Raw genomic sequence first — 22,762 nt, 5'->3', positions numbered from 1 at the left:
ACAGCGAACAGATAAAAGACAGGTATTAAAATGTCTCGTATCGGTAAAAAACCCGTGCCGGTCCCGGCAGGCGTGACCGCCAGTGTTGATGGGCAGATCGTCAAGGCCAAGGGCGCGAAGGGTGAACTCTCCTTCGTCGTGCACGATGAAGTTCTGGTCAAGATGGAAGACGGCGCCGTAAGCGTCGATCCTCGCGACCAGTCGAAGGAAGCTCGTTCGAAGTGGGGCATGTCCCGCACGATGATCTCCAACATTTTTGTTGGCGTGAAGGACGGCTTCGAAAAGAAGCTCGAAATCAGCGGCGTCGGTTACCGCGCTGCCATGCAGGGCAAGAACCTGCAGCTTTCGCTCGGCTTCAGCCACGAAGTGGTCTACGACGTGCCTGCCGGCATCACTGTTGCTGTTCCGAAGCCGACGGAAATCGTCGTCACCGGTATCGACAAGCAGCAGGTCGGTCAGGTCGCGGCTGAGATCCGCGAATATCGCGGCCCCGAGCCTTACAAGGGCAAGGGCGTCAAGTATGCTGGCGAGAAGATCGTCCGCAAAGAAGGCAAGAAGAAGTAAGGGAAGCGCGTCATGGCATCGCCAAAAGAAACTTTGCAGCGTCGCGCTGCTCGTGTACGCCGTCAGGTCAAGGCTGTCGCAAACGGCCGTCCGCGTCTCAGCGTGCACCGCTCTTCCAAGAACATCTACGTTCAGGTTATCGACGACGTTCGCGGTGTTACCATCGCAGCTGCTTCGACCCTGGATGGCGACCTGAAGGGCAAGCTCAAGACCGGCGCCGACTCCGCAGCAGCAGCTGCAGTTGGCAAGCTGGTTGCCGAGCGTGCCGTTAAAGCAGGCGTCAGCGAAGTAGTGTTCGACCGTGGTGCATTCATTTACCACGGCCGCGTGAAGGCTCTCGCCGAAGCTGCCCGCGAAGGCGGACTGAGCTTCTAATAGCATTTTGTGCTTCCGGAAAAGAAAAAGGAAATCAGGATATGGCACAGAGAGAACGTAACCGCGAAGATCGCGGCCGTGAGGAGCGCGACAGCGAATTCGTCGATAAGCTCGTTCACATCAACCGTGTTGCCAAGGTCGTCAAGGGCGGCCGTCGCTTCGGTTTTGCTGCGCTCGTCGTTGTTGGCGACCAGAAGGGCCGCGTAGGCTTCGGTCATGGCAAGGCACGTGAAGTGCCGGAAGCTATCCGTAAGGCTACGGAAGCTGCCAAGCGCGACATGATCTTCGTACCGCTGCGTTCGGGCCGTACGCTGCATCACGATGTTGAAGGCCGTCACGGCGCTGGCAAGGTTCTGCTTCGCGCAGCTCCTGCTGGTAAGGGTATCATCGCCGGTGGTCCGATGCGTGCAGTGTTCGAAACGCTCGGCGTTCAGGACGTTGTCGCCAAGTCGCTCGGTTCGTCGAACCCTTACAACATGGTTCGTGCGACGTTCGATGCTCTGAAGCATCAGATGCATCCGAAGGACATCGCTGCACAGCGCGGCATCAAGTACTCGACCCTTCAGGCTCGCCGCCATGATGTGGTCGGTTCGGAAGAATAGCCGATAGTTTGTGTTCGTCCGGGGCCGCTCAGGCCACCGGATACGCCATAGACAAGGGATTTGAGTGATGGCTGAGAAGAAGGGCAAGACGGTTACGGTCGAGCAGATCGGAAGCCCAATCCGTCGTCCAGCCGAGCAGCGCGCAACGCTGATCGGTCTGGGTCTTAATAAAATGCACCGCCGCAGCACGCTGGAAGATACTCCGGCAGTTCGTGGCATGATCGCCAAGCTTCCACATCTCGTTCGAGTTGTGGACGAGGCGTGATAGCGCAGGGAGATAGAGATATGAAACTCAACGATCTGCGTGACAAGCCAGGTTCTGTCAAGGCGCGCAAGCGCGTTGGCCGTGGTATCGGTTCGGGCACCGGCAAGACCGGTGGTCGTGGTGTCAAGGGTCAGAAGTCCCGTTCGGGCGTCGCGATCAATGGCTTTGAAGGCGGCCAGATGCCAATCTACCGCCGTCTGCCGAAGCGCGGCTTCACCAACATCTTCGCAAAGAGCTTCAACGTTGTGTCGCTTGGCCGTATTCAGGCCGCTATCGATGCAGGCAAGCTCGACGCCAAGGCTGTTGTGAACCTCGATTCGCTGAAGGCTGCTGGCGTGATTCGTCGTGCCAGGGACGGCGTTCGCATCCTTTCGGACGGCGAACTGAAGGCAAAGATTGCTTTCGAGGTAGCCGGTGCTTCCAAGGCTGCGGTCGAAAAGATCGAAAAGGCCGGTGGTAGCATCAAGCTTCCTGAAGCCGCTGCCGAATAAGGCTTCGATACAAAAATAAAAAGCGGCGGCCTTAGTGCCGCCGCTTGCACATTTATGCCAATGCGCATATCTGGGTAGGGTCTTTTTAGTCTCGAGGCGCGACCGCTATAGATTGCGCTGACGGGGGCGGAGGACCGGAGACTTTTCACCGGAGAAATTTAATGGCATCGGCTGCTGAACAGCTAGTTTCCAATCTCAATTTTTCGGCTTTCTCGAAGGCAGAAGAACTCAAGAAGCGCATCTGGTTCACGCTGGGTGCTTTGCTCGTATACCGGTTCGGCACCTATATTCCGCTTCCCGGCATCAATCCTGACGCGCTTGCGCAGGCTTTCCAGCAGCATAGCCAGGGTGTGCTCGGACTTTTCAACATGTTCGCCGGTGGTGCCGTTGGTCGTATGGCCATTTTCGCGCTCGGCATCATGCCTTATATCTCTGCCTCCATTATCGTGCAGCTCATGACGTCCGTTGTGCCGTCGCTTGAAGCGCTGAAGAAGGAAGGCGAGGCGGGTCGCAAGATCATCAATCAGTATACGCGTTACGGCACGGTGCTTCTGGCGCTTGTTCAGGCCTACGCGATTTCGGTCGGTTTGCAGTCCGGTAACGGTATTGTCACCAATCCGGGACCGTTCTTCGTCGTTTCGTCGGTGATCACCCTTGTTGGTGGCACGATGTTCCTGATGTGGCTTGGCGAACAGATCACCGCGCGCGGCATCGGTAACGGTATTTCGCTGATCATCTTCTCCGGTATCGTGGCCAACCTGCCGCATGCCATTTCCGGTACGCTGGAACTTGGTCGTACCGGCGCGCTGTCGACGGGCCTCATTCTGGGCGTCATCATTCTTGCCATCGTGCTGATTGCGGTCATTGTTTTCGTTGAACGCGCGCAGCGTCGCCTTCTGATCCAGTATCCGAAGCGTCAAGTCGGTAACCGCATGTTCCAGGGCGACACGTCGCATCTGCCGCTGAAGCTTAACACTGCAGGCGTTATCCCTCCGATTTTCGCTTCGTCGCTGCTGCTTCTGCCTGCGACCGTTGCGGGCTTCGCCAACACGACGGAAATGCCTGCATGGGCTACGACCATTCTCAATGCGCTTGGTCATGGACAGCCGCTTTACATGCTGTTCTATGCTGCATTGATGGCATTCTTCTGCTTCTTCTATACGGCCATTGTGTTCAATCCCAAGGACACCGCTGACCAGCTCAAGAAGCATTCCGGCTTTATCCCGGGTATCCGTCCGGGCGAGCGTACCGCCGAATACATAGACTATGTGCTGACACGCATCACTGTTGTCGGCGCCATCTATATCGTGCTTGTTTGTCTCCTGCCGGAATTCCTGATTTCCGCAACCGGTGTGCCGTTCTATCTCGGTGGTACTTCGCTGCTGATCGTCGTGAGCGTTACGCTCGATACGGTTGCGCAAATTCAGGGGCATCTGATCGCCCATCAGTATGAAGGGCTGATCAAGAAGTCCAAACTCAGAGGTGGGAAACGCAATAAATGAGACTGATACTTCTTGGGCCGCCCGGAGCAGGTAAGGGGACGCAGGCTGGACTTCTTACCAAGAAGCATGGAATTCCTCAGCTCTCGACCGGCGACATGCTGCGTGCAGCAGTCGCCCAGCAGAGTGAGATCGGGAAGCGCGCCAAGGCCGTGATGGACGCCGGGCAACTGGTTTCTGACGAGATTGTAAACCAGATCGTATCTGAGCGTATTGATGCTCCTGACTGCGCGAACGGTTTTATTCTTGACGGCTATCCACGCACGGTTCCACAGGCTCAGGCTCTGGGGACCATGCTGGCGGGGAAGGGCCTCAAGCTTGATGCAGTCATCGAGCTGAAGGTTGATGAGAATGCTCTGGTCAAGCGGATGGAGAGCCGCGTGGCTGAAACGATTGCCAAGGGTGGTCAGGTCCGCTCGGACGACAATCCGGAAGCTTTCCGCAAGCGTCTCGTTGAATACCGCGAAAAGACTGCGCCGCTTTCGAGCTATTACGCCGGAACCGGTGAACTGCGCGTCATCAATGGCATGGCGCCGGTTGAAGAAGTTACTGCCGAAATCGAGAGGATTCTGGTTCCGGCATGAAAATAGAAGAGGCTTGAAGAAGCCTCATTCCATTACGGGCAGGGAAAGCGTGAAGCATTTTCTGCCCGTTTATTGCTTCCAGAAGTTGATTGATTCGTCTGTGGGCCGGGTTTCACGGCTTTACGAACGTTTAATAGTTGACTTTTTCGGGCGATTCCGTCAAAGACTGCGCCACTTCAACTGGTTTTGAATGGCGGGTATCGGCGGAAATCGAATGAGGCCGGTACCGGTCGTTTAATGCTGTCTGGTTGATCGCATCTGCCAGATGGAATTTTTTATAACTCAAGGAGAACAGACGTGGCACGTATCGCTGGCGTCAACATCCCGACGAACAAGCGCGTTGTTATTGCGCTTCAGTACATCCACGGGATCGGACCGAAATTTGCTCGGGAAATCGTAACGAAGGTCGGCATTGCTGACGATCGTCGCGTTAACCAGCTGTCGGATGCTGAAGTCCTTCAGATCCGCGAAGCAATCGATGCTGACTACCAGGTCGAAGGTGACCTGCGTCGTGAAGTTTCGATGAACATCAAGCGCCTGATGGACCTGGGCTGCTACCGCGGTCTGCGTCATCGTCGTTCGCTGCCGGTTCGCGGTCAGCGCACGCACACCAACGCACGCACCCGTAAGGGTCCGGCGAAGGCAATCGCAGGCAAGAAGAAGTAATTTCGACGGGACATATGTTCCGTCGGGCCTTTCCGGTGCGCCGGTTGGGTTTGATGCTGGTCCTTTCTTGAGGACCGGTGTAGCCGCTGGAATTACGGCGGTGTAGAGATCGATTGAAAGGACTGTCATGGCCAAGGAAGCCACGCGCGTTCGCCGTCGCGAGCGTAAAAACATCTCGTCGGGCGTTGCCCACGTAAATTCGACGTTCAACAACACCATGATCACCATCACGGATGCTCAGGGCAATGCGATTGCCTGGTCGTCTGCCGGTGCTCAGGGTTTCAAGGGTTCGCGTAAGTCGACCCCGTTTGCCGCTCAGATCGCTGCCGAAGATTGCGCCAAGAAGGCTCAGGAACATGGCATGCGCTCCCTCGAAGTCGAGGTTTGCGGACCGGGCTCTGGCCGTGAATCCGCGCTGCGCGCCCTCCAGGCTGCGGGCTTTGTGATCACGTCGATCCGCGATGTTACGCCGATCCCGCACAACGGTTGCCGTCCGCGCAAGAAGCGCCGGGTCTAATCCTCGTTCACATGCCGTACGAGCCTCGGGCTTTCCAAGTTCGGGGCTCCTCTGCGGTTTCTACACTTGATCGCTACGATAGGATGGTAGCGACGATTGATAGAGGGATACTTACATGATCCAGAAGAACTGGCAGGAACTCATCAAGCCGAACAAGGTGGAATTTATCACCAACGGCTCCCGCACGCATGCAACCGTCGTTGCTGAACCGCTGGAACGCGGCTTCGGTCTTACGCTCGGCAATGCTCTGCGTCGCGTGCTTCTGTCGTCGCTTCGCGGCGCTGCCGTGACCGCCATTCAGATTGATGGCGTTCTGCATGAATTCTCTTCGATCCCGGGCGTCCGCGAAGACGTTACGGATATCGTTCTGAACGTCAAGGAAATCGCCATCCGTATGGAAGGCGAGGGCCCGAAGCGCATGGTCGTCCGCAAGGAAGGCCCAGGCGTCGTTACGGCTGGCGACATTCAGACTGTCGGCGATGTCGAGATCCTCAACCCGGATCACGTCATCTGCACGCTGGACGAAGGCGCTGAAATCCGCATGGAATTCACCGTCAACACCGGCAAGGGCTATGTGCCTGCCGACCGCAACCGCGCAGAAGATGCTCCTATCGGGCTTATCCCGGTTGACAGCCTCTACTCTCCGGTTCGCAAGGTGTCGTACAAGATCGAGAACACCCGTGAAGGTCAGGTTCTCGATTATGACAAGCTGACGCTGAACATCGAGACAAACGGCTCGGTCAGCGGTGAAGACGCAGTGGCATATGCTGCTCGTATTCTCCAGGACCAGCTGGCGATCTTCGTCAACTTCGAAGAGCCTCAGAAGGAAGCTCCGCAGGAACAGGTTGCGGAACTGGCTTTCAACCCGGCTCTGCTCAAGAAGGTGGACGAACTCGAACTGTCCGTCCGTTCGGCAAACTGCCTGAAGAACGACAACATCGTCTACATCGGCGATCTGATCCAGAAGACGGAAGCCGAGATGCTGCGGACTCCGAATTTCGGCCGCAAGTCGCTCAACGAGATCAAGGAAGTTCTGGCATCGATGGGTCTCCATCTCGGTATGGAAATCCCGTCCTGGCCGCCGGAAAATATCGAAGATCTCGCAAAGCGCTACGAAGACCAATATTAAGACCGGCAATCCGGCTAGAACTAATTAAGGAGAAGGCTCATGCGTCACGGTAACGGATACCGTAAGCTGAACCGCACTGCCTCGCACCGCAAGGCGATGTTCGCCAACATGGCTGCTTCGCTTATCGAACACGAGCAGATTGTGACGACGCTTCCTAAGGCTAAGGAAATTCGCCCGATCGTTGAAAAGCTTGTCACGCTTGGCAAGCGCGGCGATCTGCATGCTCGCCGTCAGGCAATCTCGGCTATTCGCGACGTCAAGCTCGTTGCAAAGCTGTTCGATACGCTGGCTGCTCGCTATGCAACCCGCAACGGTGGCTACATCCGCATCATGAAGGCTGGCTTCCGCGCTGGCGACAACGCGCCTCTGGCAGTTGTTGAATTCGTGGAACGCGATGTCGATGCAAAGGGCAAGGCTGACCGCGCCCGCGTCGAAGCCGAACAGGCTGCAGAAGCAGACGCAGCATAATCTGCACTGTTTCTGACTATTGAAAAGGGCCGCCTTGTGCGGCCCTTTTTCTTTGCGCAGGCCGTGTTTCCAGTCGTTCGGGGGCAGGCGCTTCACGAAAAATTGCCTGTTTGCTGTCCAAGGTCACAATGTGGCCCTTTATCCTTGCCCTCAGTTGACTACATTCAAGACCGAGTCTTGCATGCTTTCCCGAAAGCGGCAGTAAGCTTGATAAGCGCGGAGTATGTGCATGAATTGGCGACGTTTAGGTATATTGGGTCTTGTAGTGGCGTCGGTCGGACTGGCTGTGCCGTCTGCTATGGCGCAGGATGCGCCCGTAACGCCTCCCAAGGAAGTGCCGCTCAGCCGCGCTGATATGCAACTTTCCTTCGCTCCGCTTGTGAAGGAAACCACACCCGCTGTCGTGAATGTCTATGCCGCGCGCCAGGTTCAGGCACGCTCGCCGTTTGCCGGTGATCCGTTCTTCGAGCAATTTTTCGGGCGGCAGTTCGGGGGAAGTAAACCGCGCATTCAGCAATCACTTGGTTCCGGCGTGATCGTTGACAGTTCAGGCATCGTCGTGACGAACAATCACGTCATCAAGGACGCTGACGAAATCAAGGTCGCCTTGTCGGATGGTCGTGAGTTTGAAAGCAAACTGCTCCTTCGCGACGAAACCACAGACCTTGCCGTGTTGAAAATCGAAGCCAAGGACAAGTTTCCCGTGTTGGGGCTCGGCAATTCCGACGAAGTCGAAGTTGGCGATCTGGTGCTCGCCATCGGCAATCCGTTCGGGGTTGGGCAAACTGTGACGAGCGGTATCGTGTCGGCGCAATCACGTACACAGGTCGGCATTTCCGATTTCGATTTCTTCATTCAGACAGATGCTGCGATCAATCCCGGTAACTCCGGCGGCGCATTGATCGACATGCGTGGACGTCTGATTGGTATCAATACCGCTATCTATTCGCGCTCTGGCGGCTCCGTCGGCATCGGCTTCGCGATTCCGTCCAATATGGTCCGCGCCGTCGTGGAAGCTGCACAGAATGGCAGCAAAAGTTTCGAGCGCCCCTATATCGGCGCAACTTTTCAGGGGGTGACCTCTGATCTAGCCGAGGGGCTTGGAATGGAGAAGCCTTACGGGGCTTTGATTACGGCAGTAGCAAAAGGTGGCCCGGCAGAAGCGGCAGGGCTGAAGATCGGCGATGTAGTGCTGTCCGTCCAGGGCGTTCGCGTCGATAATCAGGATGTGCTGGGATACCGTCTGTCAACGGCTGGCATCGGCAACACCGTGTCGATCGAAATCATGCGGGACGGAAAGAACCAGACCATCCCGGTGAAGCTCTCCAAAGCGCCTGAAGTTAAGGAAACTGCGCCGCAGGTGATCAAGGGCGATAATCCCTTCGCCGGCGCCGCTGTCCTTGTGCTGACGCCATCCACGGCTAAAAAACTGCGTCTCAAGAATGATAGCCAGGGAGTGGCCGTTGTCGATGTCTATTCCGGTTCGCCAGCGGCGCGGCTCGGATTGCGCCCCGGTGACATTGTTCGTAGCATTAACGGCAACCCTATCCGCACCGTGGAGGATATGACTGCGATTCTGGATGCAGGACGTGGTCTTGCCTGGCGGCTTGAGGTGGAACGCAACGGTACCCTATTGCGTCAGTTTGTGCGCTAAATCTTATCGTTGGACATCGCCAAAAGTTGCATGCCGCTTCAGGTGAGACTATGCCTGAAGCGGCATTAGTCTTTTGATAGAGCAAGTGAATGAGCGACCTTTTCTCAGCAGCGGCAGACCCGAACGCGGACCGCAACCGGCCGCTTGCTGATCGTCTGCGTCCGAAGCATTTGTCGGAAGTAACCGGTCAGGAACATCTGACCGGGCCTGAAGGTGTGCTGACACGCATGATTGCGTCCGGTTCGCTCGGCTCCATGATCTTCTGGGGGCCTCCCGGTACCGGCAAGACGACCGTTGCCCGCCTGCTTGCCGGAGAGACTGATCTCGCATTTGAACAGATTTCGGCGATCTTCTCTGGGGTCGCCGATCTCAAGAAGGTTTTTGAAGCGGCCCGCGCGCGGCGCATGTCGGGACGTCAGACGCTGCTTTTCGTAGACGAAATTCATCGCTTCAATCGTGCGCAACAGGATTCGTTTCTGCCGGTCATGGAAGACGGCACGGTTATCCTGATCGGTGCCACGACTGAAAATCCGTCGTTTGAACTCAATGCCGCTCTTTTGTCCAGGGCGAGGGTGCTGACTTTTCACCCTCATGATGGCCAGAGCATTGCAACACTTCTGACCCGTGCCGAAGAACAGGAAGAACGCCCTTTGCCGTTGGACGAGGAAGCGCGGGCCAGCCTTGTTCGTATGGCTGACGGCGATGGACGTGCTGCGCTGACGCTTGCCGAGGAAGTCTGGCGCGCAGCCCGTCCCGATGAAGTGTTTACCGCCGAAAAGCTGCAGGATGTCGTGCAACGCCGCGCCCCGGTTTATGACAAGGGGCAGGACGGGCATTACAATCTGATCTCGGCGCTGCATAAGTCGGTGCGGGGATCGGACCCCGATGCGGCGCTTTATTATCTTTCCCGTATGTTTGATGCGGGCGAAGACCCGCTATATCTTGGACGGCGGCTCGTGCGCATGGCCGTGGAGGATATCGGCCTTGCTGATCCGCAGGCACTGGTCATCTGCAACGCTGCCAAGGATGCGTATGACTATCTCGGTTCGCCGGAAGGCGAACTGGCACTGGCGCAGGCCTGCGTTTATCTTGCGACGGCTCCGAAATCGAACGCTGTCTATGTGGCTTACAAAGCTTCGATGCGCGCGGCCAAGGAAAACGGTTCCCTGTTGCCGCCGAAGCATATTCTCAACGCGCCGACCAAGCTCATGAAAAATGAGGGTTATGGTGATGGCTATGCCTATGACCATGACCAGCCAGACGCGTTTTCGGGGCAGGATTATTTCCCCGAAAACATGGGCCGGCAGAAATTCTACGATCCGCCGGAGCGGGGTTTTGAGCGGGATATTCGCAAGCGCCTCGAATATTGGGCGCGGCTGCGGCAGGAGCGTCAGGGGCGCCGTTGACGTTTGGAGCGATTCTGTTTCAGCCTCGAACCCTCCAGAAACACGCTTTCCCCATAGTTATCCACATTCATCCACAGTTCGAGCCGCTGTCGTATTGGCAACGGCTTTTGCTTTGCTTCTTCACGCGGGTTTGAAGAGCGACGGAAGTGGCGACCTGTCGTTAGAAAGGTCTTCTTAATCTTTACATTTTATCAATTTTTACAAAGAGACGAGGTTTTCCATGATGCGCGTTTTGTTTCTCGTCGCGCTCGTGATCCTAGGAGGCTGCGCGACCGCCCCACGGCAGGTCAACAATGTGTGTGCGGTCTTTGATCAACGCGACGGTTGGTTCAATAACTGGCAGACGGCTGCCACGCGGGTTTCGCGCGAATTCGGTGTTCCGGTTCCGGTTCTGATGGCCACAATCTATACCGAATCCGGCTTCCAGCCCTATGCACGCCCGCCACGGACCAAGATTCTCTGGATCATACCGTGGAAGCGGGCTTCCAGCGCCTATGGCTATTCCCAGGCGCTGAACGGCACGTGGGATCGTTACAAGCGGGAAACCGGTCGATGGACGGCATCGCGCACCAATTTCGCGGACGCTATCCATTTCATTGGCTGGTATCACTATCAAAGCTATCTGAAAAACGGCATCAATCGCGCCGATGCATATAGCCTTTATCTCGCTTACTATTCGGGCCACGGCGGTTACGCGCGTGGTGTCTGGCGCGGGAATGCTACCGCGCTCAATGGCGCAAAACGTGCCCAATCCATGGCCAATCGTTACGCCACGCAGTTGCGCAGTTGCGGAGGCTTCAGTTAAAAAGCGAAAGGCTGGATTCAAACTCGCATTTGAGACACCATCCGGCCTTAATCGCTATTATCATGCGAGCGGATTCGCTAATTGAGGATGACCATTTCATGCTGAAGAAGATCGGTATTGCCCTTTTCGCCGCCACATTTCTGGCAGGCTGCACCACCGACCCCTATACCGGTGAACAGAAGATGTCGAACACTGCGGGCGGTGCTGCGATTGGCGCGGCTGTTGGTGCCCTCGGCGGCCTGATGGTCGGCGGTTCCAGCCGCGCGCAGCGCAATGCCGTTCTGATCGGTGCCGGTATTGGTGCCCTCGGCGGTGGTGCAATCGGCAATTACATGGATCGCCAGGAAAATGAGCTCCGCGCACAGTTGCAGGGCACCGGTGTTTCCGTGACCCGTAACGGCGACCAGATCATCCTGAATATGCCGTCCAGCATTACTTTCGATACCGATCAGGATCAGGTGAAGAGCCAGTTCTATCCGACGCTTAATTCGGTCGCGATTGTGCTGCGCAAGTTCAACCAGACACTTGTGGACGTTTATGGCCACACCGATTCGACCGGCAGTGTCAGTCATAATCAGGCTCTTTCGCAGCGCCGTGCCGCTTCGGTTGCAAGCTATCTCGGTTCGCAGGGTATTGATCCGCGTCGCTTCGCCGTTATCGGCTACGGTGCGAGCCAGCCAGTTGCCACTAATGCAACACCGGAAGGCCGTGCACAGAACCGCCGTGTGGAAATCCAGATCTCGCCGCTTCGCGCCGCAAGCTGATTCCCTTCCCAGGGTAATAGGCTTCAAAAAGAACGTAGTTCTTCGAAAGAAGGGCTGCGTTTTTCTTTGTCTTTCCGAATCGGTAGATGAGCCGTTTGGTTCGAATTAAGTTAATTCGTGGATAGTTCGATTATTTTCGTATTCGCTGATGTTAGAGAACGATTATAGAACAAAAATACGGAATCGTTTATATTCAACAGGTTAGCCTCATTGCCAAAAGAGAACAAAACAGATACAAATAGATAGTGGCAACGAGCCTGCCGGGCTTCTAGCGAGACAAGAGGATGGTGTAAGATGTCTCAGAATTCATTGCGACTTGTTGAGGAAAATTCAGTGGACAAGACTAAGGCTCTCGATGCGGCACTGTCGCAAATCGAAAGGGCGTTCGGTAAGGGCTCGATCATGCGTCTGGGGAAAAATGCCCCGGTTATCGAGATCGAAACCGTTCCGACCGGCTCGCTTTCTCTGGACATCGCGCTAGGTGTCGGCGGCTTGCCCAAAGGACGTATTGTTGAGATTTACGGACCGGAAAGCTCCGGTAAGACGACACTTGCGTTGCATACGATCGCGGAAGCACAGAAGAAGGGCGGTATCTGTGCGTTCGTCGATGCGGAACATGCGCTTGATCCTGTCTATGCGCGCAAGCTGGGTGTAGATCTGGAAAACCTGCTTATTTCGCAGCCGGATACGGGCGAACAGGCACTTGAAATCACTGACACGCTTGTGCGTTCGGGCGCTATCGACGTTCTCGTCGTCGACTCCGTCGCTGCCTTGACGCCGCGTGCGGAAATCGAAGGCGAAATGGGTGACTCCTTGCCAGGCCTTCAGGCTCGTCTCATGAGCCAGGCACTGCGCAAGTTGACCGCATCGATCTCGCGTTCGAATTGCATGGTGATCTTCATCAACCAGATTCGTATGAAGATCGGCGTGATGTTCGGTTCGCCGGAAACGACGACCGGCGGTAACGCCCTCAAGTTCTACGCTTCAGTTCGTCTCGATATTCGCCGTATCGGTTCGATTAAGGAACGTGATGAGGTTGTTGGTAACCAGACCCGTGTGAAGGTCGTCAAGAACAAGCTTGCTCCTCCCTTCAAACAGGTCGAGTTCGACATCATGTATGGCGCTGGCGTTTCCAAGACCGGTGAGTTGATCGATCTTGGCGTGAAAGCCGGTGTTGTCGAGAAGTCTGGTGCATGGTTCTCGTATAATTCCCAGCGACTGGGGCAGGGCCGTGAAAACGCCAAGCAGTATCTCAAGGACAACCCTGAAGTGGCCCGCGAGATCGAGACGACGCTTCGTCAGAATGCCGGTCTGATTGCTGAACAGTTCCTCGAAGATGGCGGACCGGAAGACGACGCAGGCGACGCTGCCGAAATGTAAGATAGACAGCATCGAATGAATTATCGAAGCCCCGTGCAATTGCACGGGGCTTTTGTTTTTGCGACGAGATTTTTTGCGGGCGGACAGAGCTGATTTTCCGCCTGCATTTATCGTCATTCAGCAGAAATTGCTTTTATGGCGCAGCGTACTTATCTGGACAGAAAAGCAAGGCACCGTTAAAAGCGGTCAACCGAAAACTCCACTTCACATTCTAACGGTGCGGGAGAGCCTCGGGCTTTCGATAATCGTTGGTGGCTGTGGGAGTTTGAACAGGATAATTTATGCAGCTTTTTGCAAAGCTGCATCCGTGCAGGGCAAAAAGCCCAAGGGTGACTTATGGCTGGCGTCAACGAGATTAGGTCTACATTCCTCGACTATTTCCGCAAGAACGGGCACGAGGTCGTTCCATCGAGCCCGCTCGTTCCGCGTAACGATCCGACGCTGATGTTCACCAATGCGGGCATGGTGCAGTTCAAGAATGTTTTTACTGGCCTTGAGCATCGTTCCTATAATCGTGCGACTACCTCGCAGAAATGCGTTCGCGCCGGCGGCAAGCACAACGATCTGGACAATGTCGGCTATACCGCTCGCCATCACACCTTCTTTGAAATGCTGGGCAATTTCTCGTTTGGCGACTATTTCAAGGAAGATGCCATCAGCTTCGCCTGGAATCTGATCACGAAGGAATTCGGCCTTCCGAAGGACAAGCTGCTCGTCACCGTTTATCATACGGACGACGACGCCGCGAATTACTGGAAGAAGATCGCCGGTCTTTCCGATGACCGCATTATCCGCATTGCTACCAGCGATAATTTCTGGGCTATGGGCGATACCGGCCCATGCGGTCCGTGCTCTGAAATCTTTTTTGACCATGGCGACCATATATGGGGCGGCCCTCCCGGATCGGCTGACGAAGACGGTGACCGTTTCATCGAAATCTGGAACCTCGTTTTTATGCAGTTCGAGCAGATCACGCCCGAACAGCGCATTGACCTGCCTCGTCCGTCCATCGACACGGGCATGGGGCTGGAGCGCGTCGCTGCGGTCCTGCAGGGCGTGCATGACAATTACGATATCGATCTCTTCAAGGCACTGATCCGCGCTTCCGAAGAAGCAACCGGCGTGAAGGCTGAAGGTGAGTTCCGCGCCAGCCACCGCGTCATTGCTGACCATCTGCGCGCATCGAGCTTCCTGATCGCCGACGGTGTCCTGCCTTCCAACGAAGGCCGTGGCTACGTGCTGCGTCGCATCATGCGCCGTGCAATGCGTCATGCCCAGCTTCTGGGTGCGAAGGAGCCATTGATGTGGCGTCTGTTGCCTGCTCTGATCCGCGAAATGGGACAGGCTTATCCGGAACTGATCCGCGCCGATGCGCTGATCTCCGAAACGCTCAAGCTCGAGGAAACCCGTTTCCGCAAGACGCTGGATCGCGGTCTTGGTCTTCTGTCGGATGCGACGGAAAGCCTTGTTGAAGGTGGTCGGCTCGATGGCGAAACCGCTTTCAAGCTTTACGACACCTATGGCTTCCCGCTCGATCTGACGCAGGATGCTCTTCGTCAACGCGGCATTGCTGTGGATACGGATGGCTTCAGTGCCGCCATGGAACGCCAGAAGGCCGAGGCCCGTGCCAATTGGGCTGGTTCCGGCGAAGCTGCAACCGAAACGATCTGGTTCGGTATCAAGGATAGGGTCGGCGCGACTGAATTCCTTGGATATGAGACCGAGACTGCCGAAGGCGTTATTACGGCTTTGGTGCGCGACGGTGCGGAAGTGCAGTCGGCTTCCGAAGGCGAGACCGTGGTCGTCGTCGTCAACCAGACTCCTTTCTATGGAGAATCCGGTGGCCAGCAGGGCGACACCGGCACAATCTCTGGTGAAGGTTTTGCTATTGCAATCAAGGATACGCAGAAGAAGGGCGAGGGCGTCTTCGTTCACATCGGCGAAGTCACCAAGGGGACGGCGAAAACTGGCGATGCTGTCGAACTGAAAGTAGATTCAGTGCGCCGCACGCGCATCCGTTCCAACCACTCGGCGACCCATCTTCTGCATGAGGCACTGCGTGAAACGCTTGGTAGCCATGTCGCACAGAAGGGCTCGCTCGTTGCACCGGATCGTCTGCGTTTCGACTTTTCGCATCCGAAGCCGCTCTCGGCTGAAGAGCTGACGCAGGTGGAAAGCCTCGCTAATGAAATCATTCTGCAGAATGCTCCCGTCAGCACCCGTCTGATGGCTGTTGACGATGCGATTGCCGAGGGTGCCATGGCACTGTTCGGTGAGAAATACGGCGATGAAGTTCGCGTCGTTTCCATGGGCACCGCCAAGCACGGTTCGAAGGAAGGCAAGGCCTATTCGGTTGAGCTTTGCGGCGGCACACATGTGCGCCAGACCGGTGATATCGGTCTCGTCCGCATCCTGTCGGATACTGGTGTCGCAGCCGGCGTTCGGCGTATGGAAGCGCTGACGGGTGAGGCAGCACGTCTTTACCTCGAAGAGCAGGACGAGCGTGTAAAGGCCATCGCGGGTGCATTGAAGACGACACCATCTGAAGCGCTGGAACGGGTCAACGCACTGCTTGATGAACGCAAGAAGCTGGAACGCGAACTTGCCGATGCCCGCAAGAAGCTTGCGCTTGGCGGCGGTTCGGCAGATGGCGGCAGCGCCGTTGAAGCCGTGAATGGCGTCAACTTCCTCGGCAAGATCGTGACTGGCGTTTCCCCCCGTGATCTCAAGCCGCTTGCCGACGAAGGCAAAAAGCAGGTCGGTTCCGGTGTGGTGCTGTTCATCGGCATCGGAGAAGATAGCAAGGCCAGTGCGGTTGCTGCTGTGACGGAAGATCTGGTTGGCCGGTTTAGTGCGGTCGATTTGGTTCGTGCTGCTTCTGCGGCCCTTGGTGGTGCAGGTGGCGGCGGTCGCCCGGATATGGCGCAGGCCGGCGGGCCGGATGGCGATAAGGCTGATTCTGCGATTGCGGCGGTCAAGGCACTCATCATCTAATGCAATAAAAGGCCGGGTTATCCCGGCCTTTTTTGTTAACGGAATTAGGCCGCATGAACTGTGCGGCTATCGTCTGGCGCTTCGTTTCGCTCATCCAGGCCGTAGTCGCGCATGACGCTGGCTACACGCAAACGGTAGTTTTCAAAAACGCCATTGCGTCCCTTTCCCTGCGCCACCCGATGAGACGGCAGGTTGCGCCATTCGCGTACAGCATCGTCGTCGCGCCAAAACGAGAGCGAAAGCAATTTGTCGGGATCGGCCAGGCTCTGAAAACGCTCGATCGACAGGAAACCGTCAATCCTGGAAAGATCTTCGCGCAGGCCTGCGGCAATATCGAGATACTGTTCGCGTCTGTCGCCATCGGCAGGCCAGACTTCGAATATGACGGCAATCATGGCTTGATGAACTCCCCATGCGGTGCGGATTGGAGTTTAAGGAAGATGCGGTCCTCGGATCGGATGAATTGTTCTCGGCGTGCAAATTCATAATTCTCGCGTCCCAGCGGATCGGCGGCGAGCCGTGCGCGATATGCTTCATACGCGGCAAGGCTTTCGATTGAATAGACGCCGTAGGCCGTGGTTGAAGAACCTTCATGCGGCCCGAAATAGCCGATGAGATCAGCGCCGCAGCGCGGGATGGTCTTTCCCCAATTGCGCGCATATTCTGCAAAGGCATCCACTTTGAACGGGTCGATCTGATAGCGGATGAAACAGGTAATCATGCGTGTCTCCTTGAAATGCATGTCTTCGATGCTGACAATGTAGCAATTGAAATTCCTTCATAGTTCGGTTAGCATCGAAGTATGAAAGATGGTCCGATCATAGCTTCCGTTGCAGCACTCCTCGGTGATCCGGCTCGTGCAAACATGCTCACGGCACTGATGGATGGACGCGCGCTGACTGTCAGTGAACTTGCATCAGCCGCAGGTGTGACGCTGCAAACCGCCAGCGGACATCTTGCAAAGCTCGATGCGGCCAATTTGCTGGTTGCGGAGAAGCAGGGGCGGCACCGCTATTTCCGGCTTTCTGGAACAGATGTGGCGCAGGTCCTCGAGGGGCTTATGGGCCTCGCGCAACGCACTGGCGCTGTGCGGGTGCGGACCGGCCCGAAAGATCAGGCGCTGCGCAAGGCACGCATCTGCTATGACCATCTGGCCGGTGAGCGCGGCGTGGAAATGCTCGATGCCTCGTATCGGCTTGGGCTGATTGTTGATGACAATGAGCCGGTGCTGACAGAAAAGGGCAAGTCGTTTTTCAGTTGCCTTGGCGTTGATGTGACCACTCTGGAGCAGGGCAAGCGCCCGGTCTGTCGTCACTGCCTCGACTGGAGTGAACGTCGCAACCATCTGGGCGGAGCGCTCGGTGCAGCGCTGTTGAACCATTTCATTTCAAAGGGCTGGGCACGCCGCGAGGCGGGGCGTGTCATCGCGTTCTCGCCAAAAGGTGCGCAGGCATTCTCACGCACGTTTGAGCTGGCTGGCCAGATTACGTGACCTGAACAGCCAGCATTATGTTGTTAATGCTGTGTGGCTGCGGCCGCTGCCTCGTCCAGTTCCGTGGCGCGCTTCATGGCGGGGCGATCTTTTAGTCGGTCCCAATAGGCGACGAACGCTCCTCTGGCCGGCAACGTGCCGAAGCGCAGGCCCCAGCCGATGTGCGAGCCGACATAAACATCAGCTGCCGTGAAGCGGTCGCCAGTGATGTATGGATGGCGCGAAACCGCTTTCTCCAATGTGTTGACCACTATATCGTAATTGCCGTAGCCGACCATTCCCTGCTTGTCTGTGGGGATTTCAAAGCCAAGCGCATGGTTGGACAAGGCGGCTTCCACGGGACCTGACGTAAAGAACAGCCAACGGAAGAAATCCGCGCGCTCATTGGGGTGCGGCGCCAGGCCAGCTTCCGGAAACGTCATTGCGAGATAAGCGCAGATTGCGGCTACTTCCGTCACCACCGCATCGCCATGGCGCAGGGCGGGAACTTTGCCCATCGGATTGATTGTGCAGTAGTCAGGTCCCTTCATCGGAGGGCCGAAATCCAGAATTTCCACATCATAGGGTTTGCCGATCTCTTCCAGCATCCAGCGCGCAATACGTCCGCGCGACATCGGGTTGGTATAGAGCTTCAACTCAGCCATTTCATCCTCCCTGTAAGCGGTGGCAGGATGCGCTTTTTCCCTTGAAAAAGAAATGAAAAAACCCGGCAGCGGTGCTGCCGGGTTTTCCATATCGACAATAAAAGTCGAAGATTTTATTAGGCGGCCATGGCCTTCTGGAGGTTTTCGTCGATCTTGTCGAGGAAGCCGGTGGTCGAGAGCCAAGGCTGATCCGGACCGATGAGCAGGGCCAGATCCTTGGTCATGAAGCCGCTTTCGACGGTGTCCACGCAGACCTTTTCCAGCGTATCGGCAAAACGCTTCAGCTCGGCGTTGTCGTCGAGCTTTGCGCGATGCGCCAGACCGCGGGTCCAGGCGAAGATCGAAGCGATCGAGTTGGTCGAGGTTTCCTCACCCTTCTGATGCTGGCGGTAGTGACGGGTCACGGTGCCGTGTGCGGCTTCGGCTTCAACCGTCTTGCCATCCGGCGTCATCAGAACCGAGGTCATCAGGCCGAGCGAGCCGAAGCCCTGAGCCACGATATCCGACTGCACGTCGCCGTCGTAGTTCTTGCAAGCCCATACATAACCGCCGGACCACTTGAGAGCCGAAGCCACCATGTCGTCGATGAGGCGGTGTTCGTACCAGATCTTTGCAGCCTTGAACTTGTCTGCGAATTCGGTCTGGTAGACTTCTTCGAAGATGTCCTTGAAGCGACCGTCATAGGCCTTCAGGATGGTGTTCTTGGTCGAGAGATAGACCGGGTAGTTGCGCTGCAAGCCGTAATTCAGCGAAGCGCGTGCAAATTCGCGGATCGATTCGTCGAGATTGTACATGGCCATTGCCACGCCAGCCGACGGAGCCTGATAGACTTCGTGTTCGATGGTCTCGCCATCTTCACCGACGAACTTGATCGAAAGCGTACCCTTGCCGGGAAACTTGAAATCGGTCGCACGGTACTGGTCACCGAAAGCATGACGGCCAACGATGATCGGCTGGGTCCAGCCCGGCACGAGACGCGGTACGTTCTTGCAGATGATCGGCTCGCGGAAGATCACGCCGCCGAGAATGTTGCGGATGGTACCATTAGGCGACTTCCACATCTTCTTGAGCTTGAACTCTTCAACGCGCGCTTCGTCAGGGGTGATGGTCGCGCACTTTACGCCGACGCCATATTCCTTGATGGCGTTGGCTGCATCGATGGTGACCTGGTCATTGGTCGCATCGCGGTTTTCAACCGACAGATCGTAATATTTCAGATCGACGTCGAGATAGGGATGGATCAGCTTGTCCTTGATGAACTGCCAGATAATGCGGGTCATCTCGTCGCCGTCGAGTTCAACGACTGGGTTCGCAACCTTGATTTTTGCCATGGATGAAGCCTCTTTTTCAATGCGTCGCGCCCGTATAGCACTCACGGCGAATAAGGCAAAGCGTAAGAGGCTTATTCTTTGGCCTATAGAGCGTTTAGGTGGTCAAAATTTCGGGAGAGATTTGCGAGGGGTGTGGAACGGCTTTCTGATGGCGCAGATTATGCGGCGTGGTTGTTAACGTGAGATTTCTCCCATGACGATTGCCGCTCGCGATAGTTTTCCTTTTCCCTGACCAAAATTGTTTCCGCATCCAGTGTGGAGATGGCGGTTGACTTGTCGGTGGGAACAAGGCCGTTCAACTGTAGCGAAAGATAGCGTCCGCAGCAGACTCGCAGGAACGACGCAAAATTATCGAGGTCGTGCCCCTCATTGCGTGATTCATCGTAAAGTTTGCCGATCAGGCGGCTGACCGTGAGATCATCGCGTGCCGCAATATCTTCCAGAGCCCACCAGAAGAAATTCTCAAGCCGGACGCTCGTTACAACGCCGTCGATACGCAGCGAACGTGTCACGCTCAGCCAGAGTTCAGGATCGGCACCGATGAACAGCCTGCACATGATTTCCTCCGGATCATTCTCCCAACCTTACTGTCGCTCAGTTTCGCCCCACCTGCAACCTTGTTGGCAAACAGGCAGGGCGGTGTTGCGATCAGCTATGGGTGATCCTGGTGCCGAGCACAGTAAGGAACTGTGACAGCCATGCCGGATGGGCGGGCCATGCGGGCGACGTGACAAGATTACCATCCGTGACAGCCTGATCGACCGGAATGTCGGCATAGGTGCCGCCGGCAAGCTCGACTTCCGGGCGGCAGGCCGGATAGGCAGAGCAGGTGCGACCTTCCAGAACGCGCGCTGCGGCCAGCAATTGCGCGCCGTGGCAGACTGCAGCAACAGGCTTGTTTGCCTCGAAGAAATGCTTCACCACGGCGATAACCTTACCGACGAGACGCAGATATTCCGGTGCCCGGCCACCGGGAATGACAAGTGCGTCATAGCTCTCCGGTTTCACCTCGGCGAAGGTAGCGTTCAACGTGAAGTTATGCCCCGGCTTTTCCGTATAGGTCTGATGGCCCTCAAAGTCGTGAATGGCTGTCGCGATATGATCGCCAGCCTTCTTTCCGGGGCAGACCGCATGAACCGTGTGGCCAACCGTCAAAAGTGTCTGGAACGGGACCATGGTTTCATAGTCCTCACCAAAGTCGCCGCAAAGCATGAGTATCTTCTTACCGGACATGGTTTCCTCCCTTGATCCTGTATCTGGTGGAAGCAGTCTGGCATGAATGGGCGGCAAACAGGTGTTATCGGGCTACTACACAGGCTTTTCCGTAAAACACGTAAGGGGAATCTTTGCGATTCCGCGTCAATTATGTAAGGGAAACGCCACGATACGATAGCAAATGCGGAAGAGATCATGGCAGGAACAGATAAACAGCGCCCCTTTATCGCGGAAGGACCGGCGATCGTGCTGGTGGAGCCGCAATTGCCGGAAAATATCGGCATGGTGGCGCGTGCCATGGCGAATTTTGGTCTGGCTGAACTGCGTCTCGTTAATCCGCGCGAGGAATTTCCAAGCGAGAAGGCGAGGGCAGCAGCCAGCAAGGCCGATCATGTGATCGACAATGCAGTGGTCTATGACGACCTCCCTTCTGCTATCGCCGATCTCAATTTCGTCTATGCGACAACGGCACGCGAACGCGATGGTTTCAAGCAGGTTCGCAGCGCCGTGGAAGCGGGTGGCGAACTGCGCCGCCGTTTCAGGACCGGAGAGAAGACCGGCATCCTGTTTGGTCGCGAACGCTTCGGTCTCAGCAATGAGGAAGTCGGTCTGGCGGACGAACTGGTGACGTTTCCGGTCAATCCGGCCTTCGCATCGCTGAATATCGCGCAAGCCGTTCTATTGATGTCCTATGAATGGATGAAGTCGGGTCTTGAGACGGAGACTGAAACGGTGTTCCGTGGACCGGAGCTTGAGATGGCGCCGAAGCAGGAGTTGCAAGGACTCTTTAATCATCTCGAAGAAGCTCTTGATGTCAGAGGGTATTTTCGCCCGGAAGCCCGTAAGGAAATCATGGTCAATAATTTGCGCGCCGTACTGACGCGCGCCGGTTTCGCATCTGCGGAGCTGAAGCTGCTACGCGGCGTTGTTACGTCTCTTGACGTGTTCACACCGAAGAAGCCGCGTGGCTCGGGTGCCCCGGAAGGCCGTGCGCGCAAGCCTGTGAGCGAGGCTCCGGCAACAAAGGACAAGGACGAATGAAAAACGCACCCGCTGTAAGCTTTTCCGCCATGCCTTCTGCCGACGCCGAAAGACCCATTCTGGTTTTTGACAGCGGTATCGGAGGGCTGACGGTTTTGCGCGAAGCGCGGGTGCTTATGCCGGATCGTCGCTTCGTCTACGTTGCCGACGATGCCGGGTTTCCCTATGGCGGATGGGAAGAGGATGCGTTGAGGGAGCGGATTGTCGAGCTGTTCGGCAAGCTCATCGCTGCTTATGATCCCGAAATCGCGGTCATTGCCTGCAATACGGCCTCCACGCTGGTGTTGGACGATTTACGGCAAGCCTATCCTTCGGTGCCGTTTGTCGGCACAGTGCCGGCAATCAAGCCCGCTGCCGAAAGAACATCGTCGGGGCTCGTTTCCGTGCTGGCGACCCCCGGTACTGTGCGGCGTGCTTATACGCGCGATCTCATTCAATCGTTTGCTTCCCAGTGTCATGTTCGTCTCGTTGGTGCTGACCAGCTTGCGGCGGTAGCGGAAGCGCATATTCGCGGCGAGAAGATCGATGAGGCGCTGGTTGTGGACCAGATCGCCCCGTGCTTCATTGAGCAGGATGACAGCCGGACCGACATTGTTGTTCTGGCCTGCACGCACTATCCGTTTCTTGCCAATGTGTTTCGTCGTTTGGCGCCATGGCCGGTTGACTGGCTCGATCCTGCGGAAGCGATCGCCCGGCGCACTGTCTCCCTGCTGAAACCACGCCGCGCCGATGAAGAGCTACATCATCACAATGATCTAGCGGTGGTGACATCCCAAAATCCGGATTATGCCATTCGCAGGCTCATGCAGGGCTTCGGCCTGCATTTTGCATGAGGCTTAATTCTTAGGCCTTGAATTTTCCGGACGTGTAGCGATC

At 56.3% G+C, this 22,762-nt stretch carries 26 protein-coding genes; 20 read left to right on the top strand and 6 right to left on the bottom strand.

Annotated features, from left to right (window positions below; all coding sequences use genetic code 11):
* Nucleotides 1-30: 30 nt before the first annotated feature.
* The 17 genes from rplF to alaS all read left to right on the top strand — a co-directional run bounded on the left by rplF (nt 31) and on the right by alaS (nt 16,163).
* Nucleotides 31-564, top strand: coding sequence for a 50S ribosomal protein L6 (rplF, locus tag HWX93_RS11405; protein WP_010659923.1), 534 nt, complete (start codon nt 31-33; stop codon nt 562-564).
* A 12-nt stretch (nt 565-576) separates the two neighbouring features.
* The gene (gene rplR / locus HWX93_RS11400) at nt 577-939 is read left to right on the top strand and encodes a 50S ribosomal protein L18 (RefSeq protein WP_010659924.1); all 363 of its coding nucleotides are present in this window, start codon (nt 577-579) and stop codon (nt 937-939) included.
* Between the two features lie 41 nt (nt 940-980).
* A complete protein-coding gene (rpsE, locus tag HWX93_RS11395; RefSeq protein ID WP_006467009.1) occupies nt 981-1,541 on the top strand; it encodes a 30S ribosomal protein S5 in 561 nt (186 codons plus the stop codon).
* 67 nt (nt 1,542-1,608) lie between these two features.
* The gene (gene rpmD, locus HWX93_RS11390) at nt 1,609-1,806 is read left to right on the top strand and encodes a 50S ribosomal protein L30 (RefSeq protein ID WP_002967737.1); all 198 of its coding nucleotides are present in this window, start codon (nt 1,609-1,611) and stop codon (nt 1,804-1,806) included.
* A gap of 20 nt (nt 1,807-1,826) precedes the next feature.
* A complete protein-coding gene (rplO, locus tag HWX93_RS11385) occupies nt 1,827-2,297 on the top strand; it encodes a 50S ribosomal protein L15 (RefSeq protein WP_176037442.1) in 471 nt (156 codons plus the stop codon).
* Between the two features lie 161 nt (nt 2,298-2,458).
* A complete protein-coding gene (gene secY, locus HWX93_RS11380) occupies nt 2,459-3,799 on the top strand; it encodes a preprotein translocase subunit SecY (protein ID WP_104756405.1) in 1,341 nt (446 codons plus the stop codon).
* On the top strand, nt 3,796-4,380 hold the full coding sequence (locus HWX93_RS11375; protein WP_109987725.1) for an adenylate kinase: 585 nt from the start codon (nt 3,796-3,798) through the stop codon (nt 4,378-4,380). The genes secY and HWX93_RS11375 overlap by 4 nt, the downstream gene beginning before the upstream one ends.
* A gap of 297 nt (nt 4,381-4,677) precedes the next feature.
* Nucleotides 4,678-5,046 (top strand): 30S ribosomal protein S13, encoded by a 369-nt coding sequence (rpsM, locus tag HWX93_RS11370; RefSeq protein ID WP_006467002.1) that lies wholly within the window; start codon nt 4,678-4,680, stop codon nt 5,044-5,046.
* A 127-nt stretch (nt 5,047-5,173) separates the two neighbouring features.
* Entirely contained in the window at nt 5,174-5,563 is a 390-nt protein-coding gene (gene rpsK, locus HWX93_RS11365) for a 30S ribosomal protein S11 (protein ID WP_002964339.1), read from the top strand.
* Between the two features lie 115 nt (nt 5,564-5,678).
* On the top strand, nt 5,679-6,692 hold the full coding sequence (locus tag HWX93_RS11360) for a DNA-directed RNA polymerase subunit alpha (RefSeq protein ID WP_061346158.1): 1,014 nt from the start codon (nt 5,679-5,681) through the stop codon (nt 6,690-6,692).
* 39 nt (nt 6,693-6,731) lie between these two features.
* On the top strand, nt 6,732-7,160 hold the full coding sequence (rplQ, locus tag HWX93_RS11355; RefSeq protein WP_006467000.1) for a 50S ribosomal protein L17: 429 nt from the start codon (nt 6,732-6,734) through the stop codon (nt 7,158-7,160).
* Between the two features lie 229 nt (nt 7,161-7,389).
* A complete protein-coding gene (locus HWX93_RS11350) occupies nt 7,390-8,814 on the top strand; it encodes a DegQ family serine endoprotease (protein ID WP_176037441.1) in 1,425 nt (474 codons plus the stop codon).
* A gap of 89 nt (nt 8,815-8,903) precedes the next feature.
* On the top strand, nt 8,904-10,220 hold the full coding sequence (locus tag HWX93_RS11345; protein WP_176037440.1) for a replication-associated recombination protein A: 1,317 nt from the start codon (nt 8,904-8,906) through the stop codon (nt 10,218-10,220).
* Between the two features lie 220 nt (nt 10,221-10,440).
* Nucleotides 10,441-11,025, top strand: a complete 585-nt coding sequence (locus HWX93_RS11340) for a transglycosylase SLT domain-containing protein (RefSeq protein WP_010659931.1) — start codon at nt 10,441-10,443, stop codon at nt 11,023-11,025.
* Nucleotides 11,026-11,123: 98 nt separating this feature from the next.
* On the top strand, nt 11,124-11,789 hold the full coding sequence (locus tag HWX93_RS11335) for an OmpA family protein (protein ID WP_010659932.1): 666 nt from the start codon (nt 11,124-11,126) through the stop codon (nt 11,787-11,789).
* Nucleotides 11,790-12,083: 294 nt separating this feature from the next.
* Nucleotides 12,084-13,169 carry a recombinase RecA gene (gene recA / locus HWX93_RS11330; protein ID WP_109987728.1) on the top strand — a complete coding sequence of 362 codons (1,086 nt, stop codon included), beginning with the start codon at nt 12,084-12,086 and terminating at the stop codon, nt 13,167-13,169.
* A gap of 336 nt (nt 13,170-13,505) precedes the next feature.
* Nucleotides 13,506-16,163: an alanine--tRNA ligase gene (gene alaS / locus HWX93_RS11325; protein ID WP_176037439.1), complete on the top strand. Its 2,658-nt coding sequence runs from the start codon at nt 13,506-13,508 to the stop codon at nt 16,161-16,163.
* A 44-nt stretch (nt 16,164-16,207) separates the two neighbouring features.
* Here alaS and HWX93_RS11320 read toward each other — a convergent pair whose 3' ends face one another.
* A complete protein-coding gene (locus HWX93_RS11320; protein WP_176037438.1) occupies nt 16,208-16,558 on the bottom strand; it encodes an antibiotic biosynthesis monooxygenase family protein in 351 nt (116 codons plus the stop codon).
* Complete coding sequence (locus tag HWX93_RS11315; protein WP_176037437.1) at nt 16,555-16,884, bottom strand: NIPSNAP family protein; 330 nt, start codon at nt 16,882-16,884, stop codon at nt 16,555-16,557. The genes HWX93_RS11320 and HWX93_RS11315 overlap by 4 nt, the downstream gene beginning before the upstream one ends.
* A gap of 81 nt (nt 16,885-16,965) precedes the next feature.
* Here HWX93_RS11315 and HWX93_RS11310 point away from each other — a divergent pair, with 81 nt between their 5' ends.
* Nucleotides 16,966-17,655, top strand: a complete 690-nt coding sequence (locus HWX93_RS11310; RefSeq protein ID WP_176037436.1) for an ArsR/SmtB family transcription factor — start codon at nt 16,966-16,968, stop codon at nt 17,653-17,655.
* Between the two features lie 23 nt (nt 17,656-17,678).
* Here HWX93_RS11310 and HWX93_RS11305 read toward each other — a convergent pair whose 3' ends face one another.
* The 4 genes from HWX93_RS11305 to HWX93_RS11290 form a co-directional block, all read right to left on the bottom strand.
* Complete coding sequence (locus tag HWX93_RS11305; RefSeq protein WP_176037435.1) at nt 17,679-18,299, bottom strand: glutathione S-transferase family protein; 621 nt, start codon at nt 18,297-18,299, stop codon at nt 17,679-17,681.
* A 116-nt stretch (nt 18,300-18,415) separates the two neighbouring features.
* On the bottom strand, nt 18,416-19,630 hold the full coding sequence (locus tag HWX93_RS11300; RefSeq protein WP_104756395.1) for an NADP-dependent isocitrate dehydrogenase: 1,215 nt from the start codon (nt 19,628-19,630) through the stop codon (nt 18,416-18,418).
* Nucleotides 19,631-19,788: 158 nt separating this feature from the next.
* Nucleotides 19,789-20,187 carry a ribbon-helix-helix domain-containing protein gene (locus HWX93_RS11295; RefSeq protein WP_176037434.1) on the bottom strand — a complete coding sequence of 133 codons (399 nt, stop codon included), beginning with the start codon at nt 20,185-20,187 and terminating at the stop codon, nt 19,789-19,791.
* A gap of 91 nt (nt 20,188-20,278) precedes the next feature.
* Nucleotides 20,279-20,863 (bottom strand): DJ-1/PfpI family protein, encoded by a 585-nt coding sequence (locus HWX93_RS11290; RefSeq protein WP_176037433.1) that lies wholly within the window; start codon nt 20,861-20,863, stop codon nt 20,279-20,281.
* Nucleotides 20,864-21,040: 177 nt separating this feature from the next.
* Here HWX93_RS11290 and HWX93_RS11285 point away from each other — a divergent pair, with 177 nt between their 5' ends.
* Nucleotides 21,041-21,886 (top strand): RNA methyltransferase, encoded by an 846-nt coding sequence (locus HWX93_RS11285; protein ID WP_109987736.1) that lies wholly within the window; start codon nt 21,041-21,043, stop codon nt 21,884-21,886.
* On the top strand, nt 21,883-22,719 hold the full coding sequence (gene murI / locus HWX93_RS11280) for a glutamate racemase (RefSeq protein ID WP_176037432.1): 837 nt from the start codon (nt 21,883-21,885) through the stop codon (nt 22,717-22,719). Before HWX93_RS11285 ends, murI begins: the two co-directional genes overlap by 4 nt.
* Nucleotides 22,720-22,762: the final 43 nt, after the last annotated feature.

This window comes from Brucella tritici (assembly GCF_902825325.1).
GTDB lineage: Bacteria > Pseudomonadota > Alphaproteobacteria > Rhizobiales > Rhizobiaceae > Brucella.
This window is presented reverse-complemented; position numbering and strand designations above follow the sequence as displayed.